This is a genomic window from Pseudomonas sp. Marseille-Q0931, from assembly GCF_940789645.1.
In the GTDB taxonomy this organism is placed as follows: domain Bacteria; phylum Pseudomonadota; class Gammaproteobacteria; order Pseudomonadales; family Pseudomonadaceae; genus Aquipseudomonas.
In genome coordinates, this window is the sequence record NZ_CALNWT010000014.1 from 161,406 (window position 1) to 175,057 (window position 13,652).

12 protein-coding genes and 1 pseudogene are annotated in these 13,652 nt (G+C 65.0%); 8 read left to right on the top strand and 5 right to left on the bottom strand.

Annotation, left to right across the window (positions count from 1 at the left end; all coding sequences use genetic code 11):
- Positions 1 to 77 precede the first annotated feature (77 nt).
- The 3 genes from P3C50_RS20545 to P3C50_RS20555 are packed head-to-tail and all read left to right on the top strand — an operon-like array spanning position 78 to position 1,817.
- Positions 78 to 584: a chalcone isomerase family protein gene (locus tag P3C50_RS20545; RefSeq protein WP_275547389.1), complete on the top strand. Its 507-nt coding sequence runs from the start codon at positions 78 to 80 to the stop codon at positions 582 to 584.
- A 7-nt stretch (positions 585 to 591) separates the two neighbouring features.
- Positions 592 to 1,122, top strand: coding sequence for a DUF3833 domain-containing protein (locus P3C50_RS20550; protein ID WP_275547378.1), 531 nt, complete (start codon positions 592 to 594; stop codon positions 1,120 to 1,122).
- Entirely contained in the window at positions 1,119 to 1,817 is a 699-nt protein-coding gene (locus tag P3C50_RS20555; RefSeq protein WP_275547379.1) for an SDR family NAD(P)-dependent oxidoreductase, read from the top strand. Before P3C50_RS20550 ends, P3C50_RS20555 begins: the two co-directional genes overlap by 4 nt.
- Positions 1,818 to 1,825: 8 nt before the next feature.
- Here P3C50_RS20555 and P3C50_RS20560 read toward each other — a convergent pair whose 3' ends face one another.
- Complete coding sequence (locus P3C50_RS20560; protein ID WP_275547380.1) at positions 1,826 to 2,377, bottom strand: TetR/AcrR family transcriptional regulator; 552 nt, start codon at positions 2,375 to 2,377, stop codon at positions 1,826 to 1,828.
- Between the two features lie 173 nt (positions 2,378 to 2,550).
- Here P3C50_RS20560 and P3C50_RS20565 point away from each other — a divergent pair, with 173 nt between their 5' ends.
- From P3C50_RS20565 to P3C50_RS20580, 4 genes are all read left to right on the top strand, one after another.
- Positions 2,551 to 3,711, top strand: a complete 1,161-nt coding sequence (locus P3C50_RS20565; RefSeq protein WP_275547381.1) for an efflux RND transporter periplasmic adaptor subunit — start codon at positions 2,551 to 2,553, stop codon at positions 3,709 to 3,711.
- Positions 3,712 to 3,726: 15 nt separating this feature from the next.
- Positions 3,727 to 6,861: a multidrug efflux RND transporter permease subunit TMexD gene (gene tmexD, locus P3C50_RS20570; protein WP_275547382.1), complete on the top strand. Its 3,135-nt coding sequence runs from the start codon at positions 3,727 to 3,729 to the stop codon at positions 6,859 to 6,861.
- 4 nt (positions 6,862 to 6,865) lie between these two features.
- Positions 6,866 to 8,266, top strand: coding sequence for an efflux transporter outer membrane subunit (locus P3C50_RS20575; protein WP_275547383.1), 1,401 nt, complete (start codon positions 6,866 to 6,868; stop codon positions 8,264 to 8,266).
- A 448-nt stretch (positions 8,267 to 8,714) separates the two neighbouring features.
- The gene (locus tag P3C50_RS20580; protein WP_275547384.1) at positions 8,715 to 8,975 is read left to right on the top strand and encodes a hypothetical protein; all 261 of its coding nucleotides are present in this window, start codon (positions 8,715 to 8,717) and stop codon (positions 8,973 to 8,975) included.
- A 4-nt stretch (positions 8,976 to 8,979) separates the two neighbouring features.
- Here the strand turns inward: P3C50_RS20580 and P3C50_RS20585 are convergent, their stop codons facing one another.
- A complete protein-coding gene (locus tag P3C50_RS20585) occupies positions 8,980 to 9,381 on the bottom strand; it encodes a hypothetical protein (RefSeq protein WP_197859399.1) in 402 nt (133 codons plus the stop codon).
- A gap of 117 nt (positions 9,382 to 9,498) precedes the next feature.
- On the opposite strand from P3C50_RS20585, the gene P3C50_RS20590 reads away from it, so the two are divergent.
- Complete coding sequence (locus P3C50_RS20590) at positions 9,499 to 10,176, top strand: DUF4197 domain-containing protein (protein WP_275547385.1); 678 nt, start codon at positions 9,499 to 9,501, stop codon at positions 10,174 to 10,176.
- A gap of 49 nt (positions 10,177 to 10,225) precedes the next feature.
- Here the strand turns inward: P3C50_RS20590 and P3C50_RS20595 are convergent, their stop codons facing one another.
- The 3 genes and pseudogenes from P3C50_RS20595 to P3C50_RS20605 form a co-directional block, all read right to left on the bottom strand.
- Positions 10,226 to 11,005, bottom strand: coding sequence for an EAL domain-containing protein (locus tag P3C50_RS20595; RefSeq protein WP_275547386.1), 780 nt, complete (start codon positions 11,003 to 11,005; stop codon positions 10,226 to 10,228).
- Between the two features lie 313 nt (positions 11,006 to 11,318).
- A complete protein-coding gene (gene acs, locus P3C50_RS20600; RefSeq protein ID WP_275547387.1) occupies positions 11,319 to 13,280 on the bottom strand; it encodes an acetate--CoA ligase in 1,962 nt (653 codons plus the stop codon).
- 226 nt (positions 13,281 to 13,506) lie between these two features.
- A pseudogene (locus P3C50_RS20605) lies at positions 13,507 to 13,652 on the bottom strand (C4-dicarboxylate ABC transporter permease); the annotation flags it as partial.

Genomic DNA, 13,652 nt, shown 5'->3' on the forward strand with positions numbered 1-13,652 from the left:
GCTGGACGCGGCCATCGCCAGCCGGCTCAGAGGGAACGACCATGGTGGCCCTGCTTCGCCCCCTGCTTCCGGCGCTGATGCTGCTTGCGCTGCTCAGCCTGCCAGCAGTGGCCAACACCCAGAACGGCTGGCGTGAACGGCTGCCGCAGGCCAGTCTGGTCGGCAGTGGTGATTTCAGCTGGTTCGGCTTCTCCGTGTACAACGCCAAGCTGTGGAGCCCGGAGCGGCGCGTCGACTTCCAGCAGCCCTTCGCGCTGGAGCTGACTTATCGCCGCAGCATCAGCCGGGAAACCCTGGTCGGCACCAGCCTCGATGAGATTCGCCGCATCAACGGCCAGCCACTGGACCCCGAGCAACAGGACGACTGGACGCAGCAGATGCGCCAGGCTTTCGTCGATGTGCAGGACGGCACGCGCATCACCGGCCTGTTCCTACCCGACGAGGGCTGCCGGTTCTATGTAGACGGCAAGCTGCAGCATGTCATCGACGACCCCGAATTCGCCCGCGCCTTCTTTTCCATCTGGCTCGACCCGCAAACCCGCAGCCCCAAGCTGCGGGCGGCGTTGCTCGGCCTCAACCGCTGAGGTTCCCATGAGACTAATGCTGATCCTACTGAGCAGCCTGCTGCTGACCAGCTGCGGCCAGGTCCCGGTCGAGCGTTACGCCAACGAGCGGCCGACACTCGATCTGCCCACCTTCTTCTCCGGCCCGGTACAGGCCTGGGGCATGTTTCAGGACCGCTCCGGTGAAGTGATCAAGCGCTTCCAGGTCGACATCGACAGCCGCCGCGAGGGCGACAAGCTGATCCTCGACGAGCGCTTCCTGTACAGCGACGGCACCCGCCAGCGCCGGGTCTGGACGCTGACCCCGGACGGCCCGGGCCGCTGGACAGGCACGGCCGACGATGTGGTCGGGCAGGCCGTCGGCGAGGTGGCCGGCAATGCCCTGCGCTGGCGTTATCACCTGAACCTGCCGGTGGATGACAGCACCTACGTGGTCTACCTTGACGACTGGATGTACCTGATGGACGACGACACCCTGATCAATCGTTCGAGCATGAGCAAGTTCGGCATCGAGCTGGGGCAGATCACCCTGTTCTTCCGCCGCGGCGCCCAGCCATGAGACTCAACAGCCTGGGCACCGGCTACCGGGCGCTGGTGATCGGCGCCAGTGGTGCCATCGGCCAGGCGTTCTGCCAGCTTCTGCGCGCCGACGACAACTGTGCCGGTGTACGAGAGCTGAGCCGCAGCAGCTCGCCAGCGCTCGACCTGGAAACCCCCGCCAGCATCGCCGAAGCGGCAGCGGCGCTGGCCGATGAAGCGCCCTACCAGCTGATTCTGCATGCTGCCGGGCTACTGCATCGCGACGGGATCGCCCCGGAAAAGAGCCTGGCCGCCATAGAGGCCGACGCCCTGCAGGCGGTGTTCCAGGTCAACGCGCTGGGCCCGGCGCTGGTGCTGCGTCACTTCCTGCCCCTGCTCGACAAACAGGGCGCCATGGCAATGCTCTCGGCCAAGGTTGGCAGCATCGGCGACAACCGTCTCGGTGGCTGGTACGCCTATCGCGCCTCCAAGGCCGCGCTGAACATGCTGATCAAGACCGCCGCCATCGAACTGGCACGCAGCAAACCCGGAGCGCGCCTGCTCAGCCTGCATCCCGGCACGGTGATTTCGCCGCTATCGCACCCCTTTCGCGGCGCCGCCGCTGCACGCCCGGCCGAGCAAGCAGCAGCCGAGATACTGCGCGTGATCGACAGCCTCGGCCCCGAACACAGCGGCAGCTTCCACGCCTACGACGGGCAGCCTCTGCCCTGGTGACAGACCTATCAGGGCTTCGGCTGACCGGCGCCCTTGAGGAAGAACTGCTCCAGTACGGCCAGCGAGCGCGCGCTGGCGGCACGGCCCCGGCGCTCGGCATCGACCACCCCATAGACCAGCGAGACGAACAGCTCGGTGAGCAGTTCGGCGGTGATATCGATGCGCAAAAAACCCTCCTGCTGGCAACGCAGGAAGAAGCTGTCCAGTGCGTCGGTGTAGGCGATCCAGCGCGCGCCGTCCTTGTCCGGATCGAGGCTGTCGGGGCGATACTGGAAAATCATGAACACCAGCAGCTCGCGATGCCTGAGATGGTTCTCGATCAGGCTGCGCAGCGCCTGCCCGACCTCGGCGCCCTGCAGATCGGCCTCTTCGATCACCTGGCTGAGCGCCGCCTGGCTATGGTTCATCAGGCGTTCGATCAGGGCATCGCGCGTGCCACAGAAACGGTGCAGGGTGGCCTTGCTCACACCCGCAGCTTCGGCCAGCTCCTTCAGCGTCGCGCGTGGACGATCGACGAGGGCGACGGCCAGCGCCTTGAGCAGTTTTTCGTCATTGGACATCGAAGCCCTCCCGGTTAGGCAGCGCGCATTGTGCAGAAAGAGCCCCCATTTTCAACAGGGGAATACAAATTTGCTCACAGTAGACCCGAATGAGTCAATATTGACTCAATTTAAGCAAGGCACGATTATTCGCGCCTTCGAGGACAAATGGATCTGAATTCCAGGTGACAGGCATGAGCAGGATTCGCGGGCGTTACGTTTTTTCAATGGTCACCCTTCTGGCAGCAATCGGCCTCGCTGGCTGCGGTCAGCAAGAGCAGGAAAGCGGTGAGGCGCCGCCCCGCGAAGTCGACGTGCTGACCGTCAGGACCGAACCCTTTACCGTCGTCGCCGAACTGCCGGGGCGCATCGAGCCGGTGCGCGTAGCCGAAGTGCGTGCGCGGGTCGCCGGCATCGTGCTCAAGCGCACCTTCGAGGAAGGCACCGACGTCAAGGCTGGCGACCTGCTGTTCCAGATCGACCCGGCGCCCTTCAAGGCAGCCCTGTCGCGCGCCCAGGGCGAACTGGCCCGCGCCGAGGCACAGCTGTTCCAGGCACAGGCCACGGTCAAGCGCTACGAGCCGCTGGTGAAAATCGACGCCGTCAGCCAGCAGGATTTCGACGCAGCCAAGGCCGCGCTGCAAAGCGCCCAGGCCGACAAGCGCTCGGCACAGGCCAACGTGGAAACCGCGCGTCTGGATCTCGGCTATGCCCAAGTTCGCGCGCCGATTGCCGGGCGCATCGGTCGCGCTCAGGTCACCGAGGGAGCGCTGGTTGGCCAGGGCGAAGCCACCCTGCTCGCCCGCATCCATCAGCTCGATCCGGTCTATGCCGACTTCACCCAGCCAGCCGCCGACGCTTTGCGCCTGCGCGCAGCCATCGCCGAAGGCAAGGTATCCGGCGCAGGCGACCAGCCGCTGGCGCTGCGCGTCGACGGCACCGATATCGAGAGCAAGGGCACCCTGCTGTTCACCGACATTTCGGTGGACCGCAGTACCGGGCAGATCGCGTTGCGCGGCCGCTTCGACAACCCGCAGGGCGTGCTGCTGCCGGGCATGTATGTACGCGTGCTGACGCCGCAGGGGCTTAACCAGAACGCCATCCTGGTGCCGCAGCGCGCGGTGCAGCGTGCCGCCGACGGCCAGGCCAGCATGATGCTGCTCGGCGAAGACGACACCGTCGAGGTTCGCCAGGTCACCACCGGTGCCATGCACGGCTCGCGCTGGCAGATCACCGAAGGCCTCGAGGCCGGCGACAAGGTGATCGTCAGCTCCCTGGCGGCGATCCGTCCGGGCAGCAAGGTCGCTCCACGCGAAGAAGACGCCGCCACCGCACCTCAATCCCAGGCGCAGTAAGCCGGAGAGAACCTCATGTCCCTGTTTTTCATCCGGCGCCCCAACTTCGCTTGGGTCGTCGCCCTGTTCATCTCGCTGGCCGGCCTGCTGGCCATCCCGTTTCTGCCGGTGGCGCAGTACCCCAACGTGGCACCACCGCAGATCACCGTGACCGCCACCTACCCCGGCGCCTCGGCGCAGGTGCTGACCGACTCGGTGACCAGCGTCATCGAGGAAGAACTCAACGGCGCGAAGAATCTGCTGTATTTCGAGTCCACCAGCAACGCCAACGGCATTGCCGAGATCACCGTCACCTTCCAGCCGGGCACCGACCCGGAACTGGCCCAGGTCGACGTGCAGAACCGCCTGAAGAAGGCCGAGGCGCGCATGCCGCAAGCGGTGCTCACCCTGGGCATCCAGACCGAGCAGGCCACCGCGGGCTTCCTGCTGATTTACGCGCTGAGCTACAAGGATGGCGGCAAGGACGACAACACCACGGCACTGGCCGACTACGCCGCGCGCAACATCAACAATGAAATCCGCCGGGTGCCCGGCGTCGGCAAGCTGCAGTTCTTCGCCTCCGAAGCGGCCATGCGCGTGTGGATCGATCCGCAGAAGCTGGTCGGCTTCGGGCTGTCCATCGATGACGTGAACAACGCCATCCGCGCACAGAATATCCAGGTGCCGGCCGGCGCCTTCGGCAGCACGCCGGGTTCCAGCGAACAGGAGTTGACCGCGACCCTGGCGGTCAAGGGCACTTTGGACAACCCCGAGGAATTCGCCGCCATCGTGCTGCGCGCCAACCGAGACGGCTCGCGCCTGACCCTGGGCGACGTGGCACGCATCGAGGTCGGCAGCCAGGACTACAACTTCGGCTCGCGCCAGGACGGCAAGCCGGCCGTCGCCGCCGCCGTGCAGCTGTCGCCGGGGGCCAACGCGATCCAGACCGCCGAGGCGGTCAAACAGCGCCTCAACGAACTGTCGGTGAACTTCCCGGACAACGTCGAGTTCTCGGTGCCCTACGACACCTCGCGCTTCGTCGACGTGGCCATCGACAAGGTCATCATGACCCTGGTCGAGGCCATGGTGCTGGTGTTCCTGGTGATGTTCCTGTTCCTGCAGAACGTGCGCTACACACTGATCCCGTCCATCGTCGTGCCGGTGTGCCTGCTGGGTACGCTGACCTTCATGTACCTGCTGGGCTTCTCGGTGAACATGATGACCATGTTCGGCATGGTCCTGGCCATCGGCATCCTGGTGGACGATGCCATTGTGGTGGTGGAGAACGTCGAGCGGATCATGGCCGAGGAAGGCCTGGCGCCGGTGCCGGCGACCATCAAGGCGATGGGCCAGGTGTCCGGAGCGATCATCGGCATCACCCTGGTGCTGTCAGCGGTGTTCCTGCCACTGGCGTTCATGTCCGGCTCGGTGGGTGTGATCTATCAGCAGTTCTCGCTGTCGCTGGCGGTGTCGATCCTGTTCTCGGGTTTCCTCGCGCTGACCTTCACCCCGGCGCTGTGCGCCACCCTGCTCAAGCCGATTGCCGACGGCCATCATGAAAAGCGCGGCTTCTTCGGCTGGTTCAACCGCAAGTTCACCGGGCTCACCGGGCGCTACACGAAACTCAACGGCACGCTGGTGCCGCGTGCTGGACGCGTGATGTTCATCTACCTGGGCATCGTGGTGCTGATGGGCTTCTTCTACCTGCGCCTGCCGGAATCCTTCGTGCCGGTGGAAGACCAGGGCTACATGATCGTCGACATCCAGCTGCCGCCGGGCGCGACCCGCGAGCGCACCTCGGCAGCCGGCGAGGAACTGGAGGAATTCTTGATGGGCCGCGAAGCCATCGAGACCTCCTTTCTGGTACTCGGCTTCAGCTTCTCCGGCATGGGCGAGAACGCCGCCATCGCCTTCCCGCTGCTTAAGGACTGGTCGGAGCGTGACGCCACCCAATCACCAGAGGCCGAATCGGCTGCAGTGAACGAGCACTTCGCCAACCTCGACGACGGCGCCATGATGGCCGTGCCGCCACCGCCGATCGAGGGCCTGGGCAACTCCGGCGGCTTCGCCCTGCGCCTGCAGGATCGCGCCGGCCTTGGCCGCGAGGCGTTGCTCGCCGCCCGCGACGAGGTGCTGGGCAAGGTCAACGGCAATCCGAAGTTCCTCTACGCGATGATGGAAGGCCTGGCCGAGGCCCCCCAGTTGCGCCTGGTAATCGACCGGGAGCAGGCGCGCACCCTCGGTGTCAGCTTCGAGTCGGTCAGCAGTGCGCTGTCCACCGCCTTCGGCTCCTCGGTGATCAACGACTTCTCCAATGCCGGCCGCCAGCAGCGCGTGGTGGTACAAGCCGAACAGGCAGAACGGATGACGCCGGAGAGCGTGCTCAAGCTGCACGTGCCCAACGACAGCGGCGGCCTGGTGCCGCTCAGCGCCTTCGTCACCACTCTATGGGAAGAAGGCCCGGTGCAGATCGCCCGTTACAACGGCTATCCGTCTATCCGCATTGCCGGTGACGCCGCGCCGGGCGTCAGCACCGGCGAAGCCATGGCCGAACTGGAGCGCATCGCCGCCGAACTGCCGGAAGGCATCGGTTACGAATGGACCGGCCTGTCCTATCAGGAGCGGGTCGCCAGCGGCCAGGCCGTGATGCTCTTCGCCTTGGCCATCACCGTGGTGTTTCTGCTGCTGGTGGCGCTCTACGAGAGCTGGGCGATCCCGCTGACGGTGATGCTGATCGTGCCGGTCGGCGCCCTTGGCGCGGTGCTGGCGGTGACCGCCATCGGCCTGCCCAATGACGTGTACTTCAAGGTCGGCCTGATCACCGTGATCGGCCTGGCGGCGAAGAACGCCATCCTGATCGTCGAGTTCGCCAAGGACCTGTGGGAGGACGGCTACTCGCTGCGCGAGGCTGCCATCGAAGCCGCGCGCCTGCGTTTCCGTCCGATCATCATGACCTCCATGGCCTTCATGCTCGGCGTGGTGCCGCTGGCTATCGCCACCGGCGCCGGCGCCGCCAGCCAGCGCGCGCTGGGCACCGGGGTACTGGGCGGAATGCTCAGCGCAACCATGCTTGGGGTGATCTTCGTGCCGATCTTCTTCGTCTGGGTGCTGTCGCTGCTGCGTACCAAACCTCAGCAAACCGACAACCATCCCCTGCACAAAGCGGAGTAACGCGATGACCTCTCACCTCATGCTGCGCCCCGCTCTGCTGACCCTGGCCATCGCCCTCGGTGGCTGCTCCCTGGCGCCGACCTACGAGCGGCCAGAGGCGCCGGTCGCCGCTAGCTGGCAGGAGGCCGATGCGAATGGCGCCAGTGCCCAGGCGCTGGACTGGCAGACCTTCATCGTCGACGCCGACCTGCGCCGTGCGGTGGACACTGCGCTGAACAACAACCGCAGCCTGCGCCAGGCGCTGCTGGATATCGAGGCGGCACGCGCGCAGTACCGCATCCAGCGCGCCGACCGCCTGCCGTCGATCAACGCCAACGCCAGCGGCAATCGCCAGCGCCTGCCGGCCGACCAGTCGCAGACCGGGCGCTCGGAAGTCACCAGCGTCTACCAGGTCGGCCTGGGCCTGGCCGAATACGAAGTCGACCTGTTCGGCCGCGTGCGCAATCTGTCCGAGGCGGCGCTGGAAACCTACCTGGCCACCGAGCAGGCGACCCGCGCCACGCAGATCAGCCTGATTGCCGAAGTGATCCAGGCCTACCTGACCCGCGATGGCGCACTACGGCGCAAGGCGCTGGTGGAACAGACCCTGGATAGCCGCCTGGCCTCGCTGGAGCTGGTCAGCAGACGCCGCGAAGCCGGCACCGCGACGGCGCTGGATTATCAGGAGGCCCTGGGCCTGGCCGAGCAGGCCAGGGCCGAACGCGAGAGCACCGAGCGCCAGCTACGCCAGGCGGACAACGCCCTGGTGCTGCTGCTCGGCACCCCTGATGCCGGAGGACTGCTGCCATCGGCGCCGCATGACGAGCTGATGCTGCTGCAGGACATCGCCCCCGGCACCAGCTCGGAGCTGATCGAACGGCGCCCGGACATTCTCGCCAGCGAGCACCGCCTCAAGGCACGCAATGCCGATATCGGCGCGGCCCGTGCAGCGTTCTTTCCACGCATCAGCCTGACCGGTTCGCTGGGCAGCTCAAGCACCGAACTGTCCGGCCTGTTCGAGGGTGGCTCGCGGGCCTGGAGCTTTGCCCCGACGCTGTCGCTGCCGATCTTCGCCGGCGGCCGCAACCGCGCCAATCTGGATCTTGCCGAGGTGCGCCAGGATGCAGGCGTGGCCGACTACGAAGGCACCATCCAGACCGCCTTCCGCGAAGTCGCTGACGCCCTCGCCGCCACCGATACGCTACGCCGTGAAGAAGCGGCGCGGCGTGCCCTGGCCGAGTCCAGCCGAGCGGCCGAAGCCCTTGCCGAAGCCCGCTACAAGGGCGGTGTGGATGATCATCTGCGCTACCTGGATGCCCAGCGCAGCAGCTTCAACGACCAGAACACGCTGATTCGGATCAGTACCGACCGCCAGTTGGCGCTGGCCGACCTGTTCAGGGCACTGGGCGGCGGCTGGCAGCGCTAACCTGCCCGCCCGCCACGAACGACAACGCCACGCATAAGCGTGGCGTTGTCGTTTACGTAGGCTCAGTACTTGCCAATGGCTTGAAGAACCCACCGCCGCAGCCGCAGCAATATTCACGGCACACAGGCCTGGGGCGCGCAGAAACGAAATACGGCCCCGGACTCCTCCCCCGCAAAACCCTTGGACGCTCCTGCAAAGGCCACTTTTCCGGGCGGCGAATAAACTCGCACCTCGCTGATTGCTACAGCGTCAATGGCGCAGCAAACGGCAGGACGCCGCACGTATGGCGACAGCAAGCCAAGGCGTGCACATCATCGAAGCCGTGGTGCCTGCCAAGCGGTTCCACGAACCGACTTCACCAAGTCCAGCCAGCGCCTGCGCATCGTTCAATGAGTGATGCCGTGGCACCAGCCTGCTCGTCCAACCCTCGCACGGAGAATGAATCCGCATGATCTGCAACAGATCGGCCCCGCTCACCATCAAGCCCGCGCCCCTGAACAACAGGCGCAGCACCCTGCCGCGCAGCGAAATCGCCGCCAGGCGCAACGAACCCTGCCAACACCAGGCGACCGCTGAGTACCAGGCCGCCCGCCTCGGCAAACTGCTCAAGAGCCAGCCGGGCCAGACGCAAACCGAGATAGCCAACAGGCTGCTGCAGGAACTGGTCGAGGCTTATCGCCTGGCCCTGCAAAAAGCCAGGGAGGGTTGATCCGTCACAGCGCGCTGAATAGATCATTGGCGTCGAGCAGGCGCCAGGCGATTTCTGGCCTTCTTTCCATGGCCCGGCGGATCGCCGCCGGAATGCTCTGCCGCGTTTTGCGGCACAACCCCGGATGCGCGTCGAAGCGCATATGGATGCCACGCATGCTGCGCACCTCGCCATACGCCGGCTCGATGTACAGGCGAATACCCAGCTGCTCGTACATGCGCTGCTGCATGCGCTCGAGATCATCCAGGCTCTGCAGGTTCTCCAGGCGTTCGAGCAGGCGCTGCTCCTCCTGACGGGTCAGCAGCAGGACGCGCGTGTCGGCACCCGGCCTGTCCAGCAGCTCGTCGCGCTGGCAGTCGCAGGCACCCGGTGGGCAGGGATTACGCAAGGGCAATGGTGAATTCATGGCCCTGATCATAGCCATAGCCATGCGCGCTGCCCATCCACGCCTATCGCCTGGCTTGTCAGGGCCGCAGACTCCGTTAAGCTCACGGCATTTTTCCCCCGATGCAAGGAATACCCCATGCTGCGCCTGTCCACGCTCGTCGCCGGCCTGCTGCTCTCGGCCAACGTCTTCGCCCTGTCCCTCTCCGACCTGAGCCAGCAGGACGCCAGCGGCGGCCTCAAGGATGCGCTGATCCAGGGTGCCCAGGTCGCCGTCAAGCAACTCGGCGCGCCGGGCGGTTTCAGCAATAACCCGGACGTGCGCATCGAGCTGCCGGGCAAACTCGGCAAGGCCGCCAAGACCATGAAGATGATGGGCATGGGCGCCCAGGTCGACCAGCTCGAAGCGAGCATGAACAAGGCCGCCGAAGCAGCCGTGCCGCAAGCACAGGCGCTGCTGGTCGACGCCGTTAAGAAGATGACCGTGGCCGATGCCAAGGCGATTCTCGGCGGCCCGCAGGATTCGGCCACGCAGTACCTGAACAAGAGCAGCCGCGAGCAGATCCGCGCCAAGTTCCTGCCCATCGTCAAGCAGGCCACCGACCAGGTGGGGCTGGCTCAGCAATACAACGCCTTCGCCGGCCAGGCCGCCAGCTTCGGTGTGGTCGATGCCAAGAGCAGCACGGTGGAAAGCTACGTCACCGAACAGGCCCTCGATGGCCTCTTCGAGATGATCGCCAAGCAGGAAGCCAATATCCGCCAGAACCCGGCCGCGGCTGCCACCGGCCTGGCGAAGAAGGTGTTTGGCGCGCTCTAAAACACTGGCCAGCAAGACACGACGCCCCGATCTGATCGGGGCGTTTTCGTCAGGGCAGGCAGAGCCTGTCGACCTGCGGTCTGGCGAAGAAGAAGCCCTGCATGTAGCGGATGCCCAGATCGAGCAGGGCATCGCGCTCCCCCGCGCTTTCGATGCCTTCGGCGATGATCCGGATGCCCAGGCGCTGGGCCACCAGCACGATACCGGCGACGATGGCCTGCCGTACCCGGTCCTGATCGATGCCGCGGGTCAGCGCCATATCCAGCTTGAGCACCTGGGGCTGGAATTCTGCCAACAGGTTGAGCCCTGAATAACCGGCGCCAAAATCATCGATGGCGGTGGTGAACCCCTGCCTCCCGTACTCGGCGAAGATCCGCTTGAGGTGTTCGGCATCATGGATCTGCTCGCCCTCGGCCACTTCGAACATCAGCCGCTCGTGGGGAAAGCCACAACGTCTGGCGGCCTCCAGCGTCGCACGAATGCAGGTTTCGGCTCGGTAAACCGCGTTCGGCAGGAAGTTGATGCTGAGCAGACAGTCGGGAAGTTCGAGCAGCCCCAGGCTCGTTGCCTGTTCGATGGCCTTGACCCGGCACGCCTGGTCGAACCGATAGCGGTTGCCGTCGTTGACCCAGCTCAGCACCTCGCCGGCCGACTCGCCCGCGACGCCACGCACCAGAGCCTCGTAGGCGAAGGGCTGTTGCGCCTGGACATCGACAATCAGCTGGAACGCCATGATGAAGTCGAAGCCGAGCGCATCGAGGTTGCGACATTCGTTACAGCCAAGCGCCTTGAAGGGTTGAGGAAAAATGCTGGGGCTGTCGCTGTTCATGGCAAATCCTGATCGGGGGGGGAAGACTACATGAAATCGAGGCCACAGACTGGCCGAGCCGGCGCTCCTTGACTGACGCAATACACCTGCTAGCACGCAGCGCATCGCGAATGTCACGACGAAACGACACTGCTAAAGACCACACGAAACCCGTTTCGTCGCAGTCCCGTGCAATCGAAACGACAGCCCACGGCAGCCTAACCAGGATCGACGCTTATCGACTTGCCCCTGCGGCGGGCGCTGGCCGCGCGCACAAATGAAAAACCCCGCCGGGCTTTTGGCCGGGCGGGGTTTTAGAAGGTGCCGTTACCGATCAGGCGCAGGCGGCTTGCATCTGGCGATGCGTGTCGATGAGGTGCTGCACCACGCCAGGATCGGCCAGCGTGGAGATATCGCCGAGGGAATCGTATTCGGCGGTGGCGATCTTGCGCAGGATGCGGCGCATGATCTTGCCCGAGCGGGTCTTCGGCAGGCCAGGCGCCCATTGGATCACGTCCGGCGTGGCTATCGGGCCAATCTCCTTGCGCACCCAGTTACGCAGTTCCTGACGCAGCTGCTCGGAAGATTCCTCGCCGGCGTTGAGGGTCACGTAGACGTAGATGCCCTGCCCCTTGATATCGTGCGGCACACCGACTACCGCGGCCTCGGCCACTTTCGGGTGGGCGACCATGGCGCTCTCGACCTCGGCAGTGCCCATGCGGTGGCCGGAAACGTTGAGCACGTCGTCGACGCGACCGGTAATCCACCAGTAGCCATCTTCGTCGCGACGCGCGCCGTCACCGGTGAAGTACATACCCTTGAAGGTCTTGAAGTAGGTATCGACGAAACGGTCATGGTCGCCATACAGGCTGCGCGCCTGGCCCGGCCAGGAATCGATGATCACCAGGTTGCCTTCGGCCGGCCCTTCGATGATGTTGCCCAGGTTGTCCACCAGCGCCGGCTGTACGCCGAAGAAAGGACGCGCGGCGGAACCCGGCTTCATTGGGTGAGCGCCCGGCAGCGGAGTCATCAGGCAGGCACCGGTTTCTGTCTGCCACCAGGTGTCGACGATCGGGCAACGGCTCTGGCCGACGTTCTCGTAGTACCACTGCCAGGCTTCCGGGTTGATCGGCTCGCCGACCGAACCGAGCAGGCGCAGGCTGGAGCCATCGGCGCCGTCGACCGCGGCCTTGCCCTCGGCCATCATGGCGCGGATGGCGGTCGGAGCGGTGTAGAGGATGTTGACCTTGTGCTTGTCGATGATCTTCGCTACGCGGGTGACGTCCGGGTAGTTCGGCACCCCTTCGAACATCACGGTGGTGGCGCCGTTGGCCAGCGGCCCGTAGATCAGGTAGGTGTGGCCGGTGACCCAGCCGATGTCGGCGGTGCACCAGAAGACTTCGCCCGGGCGGTAGTCGAATACGCGCTCATGGGTCAGCGACGCGTAGGTCAGGTAGCCGCCGGTGGTGTGCAGCACGCCTTTCGGCTTGCCGGTGGAACCGGAGGTGTAGAGGATGAACAGCGCTTCCTCGGCGCCCATTTCCTTCGGCGCGCAGACACTGCCGGCCACCTTCATCAGGTCTTCGTACCAGATGTCGCGGTGCTGGTTCCACTTGATCTGGCCGCCAGTGCGGTTGACCACGATGATCTTCTGCACGCTGTTGGTTTCAGGGTTGGTCAGCGCATCGTCGACGTTGGCCTTCAGCGGCACCTTCTTGCCACCACGCACGCCTTCGTCGGCAGTGATCACCACCTTGGACTTGCAGTCGATGATGCGACCGGCCAGCGCCTCCGGAGAGAAGCCGCCGAACACCACCGAGTGGATGGCGCCGATGCGGGCGCAGGCCAGCATGGCCACTGCCGCTTCGGGAATCATCGGCATGTAGATGGTCACCACGTCGCCGCGGTGAATGTCCTGACCGCGCAGGGCGTTGGCGAGCTTGCACACCTGCTCGTGCAGCTCGCGGTAGGTGATTTCCTTGTGCTCGGACGGATCGTCGCCTTCCCAGATGATCGCGACCTGATCACCACGCTCTTCCAGGTGACGGTCGAGGCAGTTGTAGGAGACGTTTAGGGTGCCATCGGCGTACCACTTGATGTCGACGTGATGGTCGTCGAAGGAGGTCTGCTTGACCTTGGTGTAGGGCTTGATCCAGTCGATCCGCTTGCCCTGCTCGCGCCAGAAACCCTCGGGGTTGACCACCGACTGTTGGTACATGGCCTTGTAGGTGGCCTCGTCGGTGAGGGTCCGAGCGGCCACCTCGGGACGCACAGGGTAAAGAGACGCAGCACTCATGGAATCACCTCGGCGGGTAGTTGTTTTTGTATGGTGCCTTTTGTATCCCCCGACCCTTCGTGAGGCCATTCGACCATGGTCTTACCGCTCTAAGACCATGGTCTTGAACCAGTTTCCGGCACATGCCCAGCCAAATCGGCAGCGCCAGGGATATGTCGCGGCGCATGGACAAAAAAAGCCCGGCACAAGGCCGGGCGCAGAGGTAGACGCGGGATCGACGGTTGCCCTAGCTCATGCCCAGCCAGTTCGGCAGGGCCATGGACACGGCCGGGATGTAGGTGATCACCATCAGGAAGCTGATCAGCATCATCAGCCACGGCAAGGCGGCTTTGATCACCGAGGTCAGCGGCATGCCGGTCACCGCCGAGGTGA

Coding starts and splice junctions, on each gene's coding strand:
- acs (WP_275547387.1), bottom strand. CDS start 13,280: ATGAGTGCTGCGTCTCTTTACCCTGTGCGTCCCGAGGTGGCCGCTCGG.
- P3C50_RS20555 (WP_275547379.1), top strand. CDS start 1,119: ATGAGACTCAACAGCCTGGGCACCGGCTACCGGGCGCTGGTGATCGGC.
- P3C50_RS20545 (WP_275547389.1), top strand. CDS start 78: ATGCTGCTTGCGCTGCTCAGCCTGCCAGCAGTGGCCAACACCCAGAAC.
- P3C50_RS20580 (WP_275547384.1), top strand. CDS start 8,715: ATGATCTGCAACAGATCGGCCCCGCTCACCATCAAGCCCGCGCCCCTG.
- tmexD (WP_275547382.1), top strand. CDS start 3,727: ATGTCCCTGTTTTTCATCCGGCGCCCCAACTTCGCTTGGGTCGTCGCC.
- P3C50_RS20565 (WP_275547381.1), top strand. CDS start 2,551: ATGAGCAGGATTCGCGGGCGTTACGTTTTTTCAATGGTCACCCTTCTG.
- P3C50_RS20575 (WP_275547383.1), top strand. CDS start 6,866: ATGACCTCTCACCTCATGCTGCGCCCCGCTCTGCTGACCCTGGCCATC.
- P3C50_RS20590 (WP_275547385.1), top strand. CDS start 9,499: ATGCTGCGCCTGTCCACGCTCGTCGCCGGCCTGCTGCTCTCGGCCAAC.
- P3C50_RS20585 (WP_197859399.1), bottom strand. CDS start 9,381: ATGAATTCACCATTGCCCTTGCGTAATCCCTGCCCACCGGGTGCCTGC.
- P3C50_RS20595 (WP_275547386.1), bottom strand. CDS start 11,005: ATGAACAGCGACAGCCCCAGCATTTTTCCTCAACCCTTCAAGGCGCTT.
- P3C50_RS20560 (WP_275547380.1), bottom strand. CDS start 2,377: ATGTCCAATGACGAAAAACTGCTCAAGGCGCTGGCCGTCGCCCTCGTC.
- P3C50_RS20550 (WP_275547378.1), top strand. CDS start 592: ATGAGACTAATGCTGATCCTACTGAGCAGCCTGCTGCTGACCAGCTGC.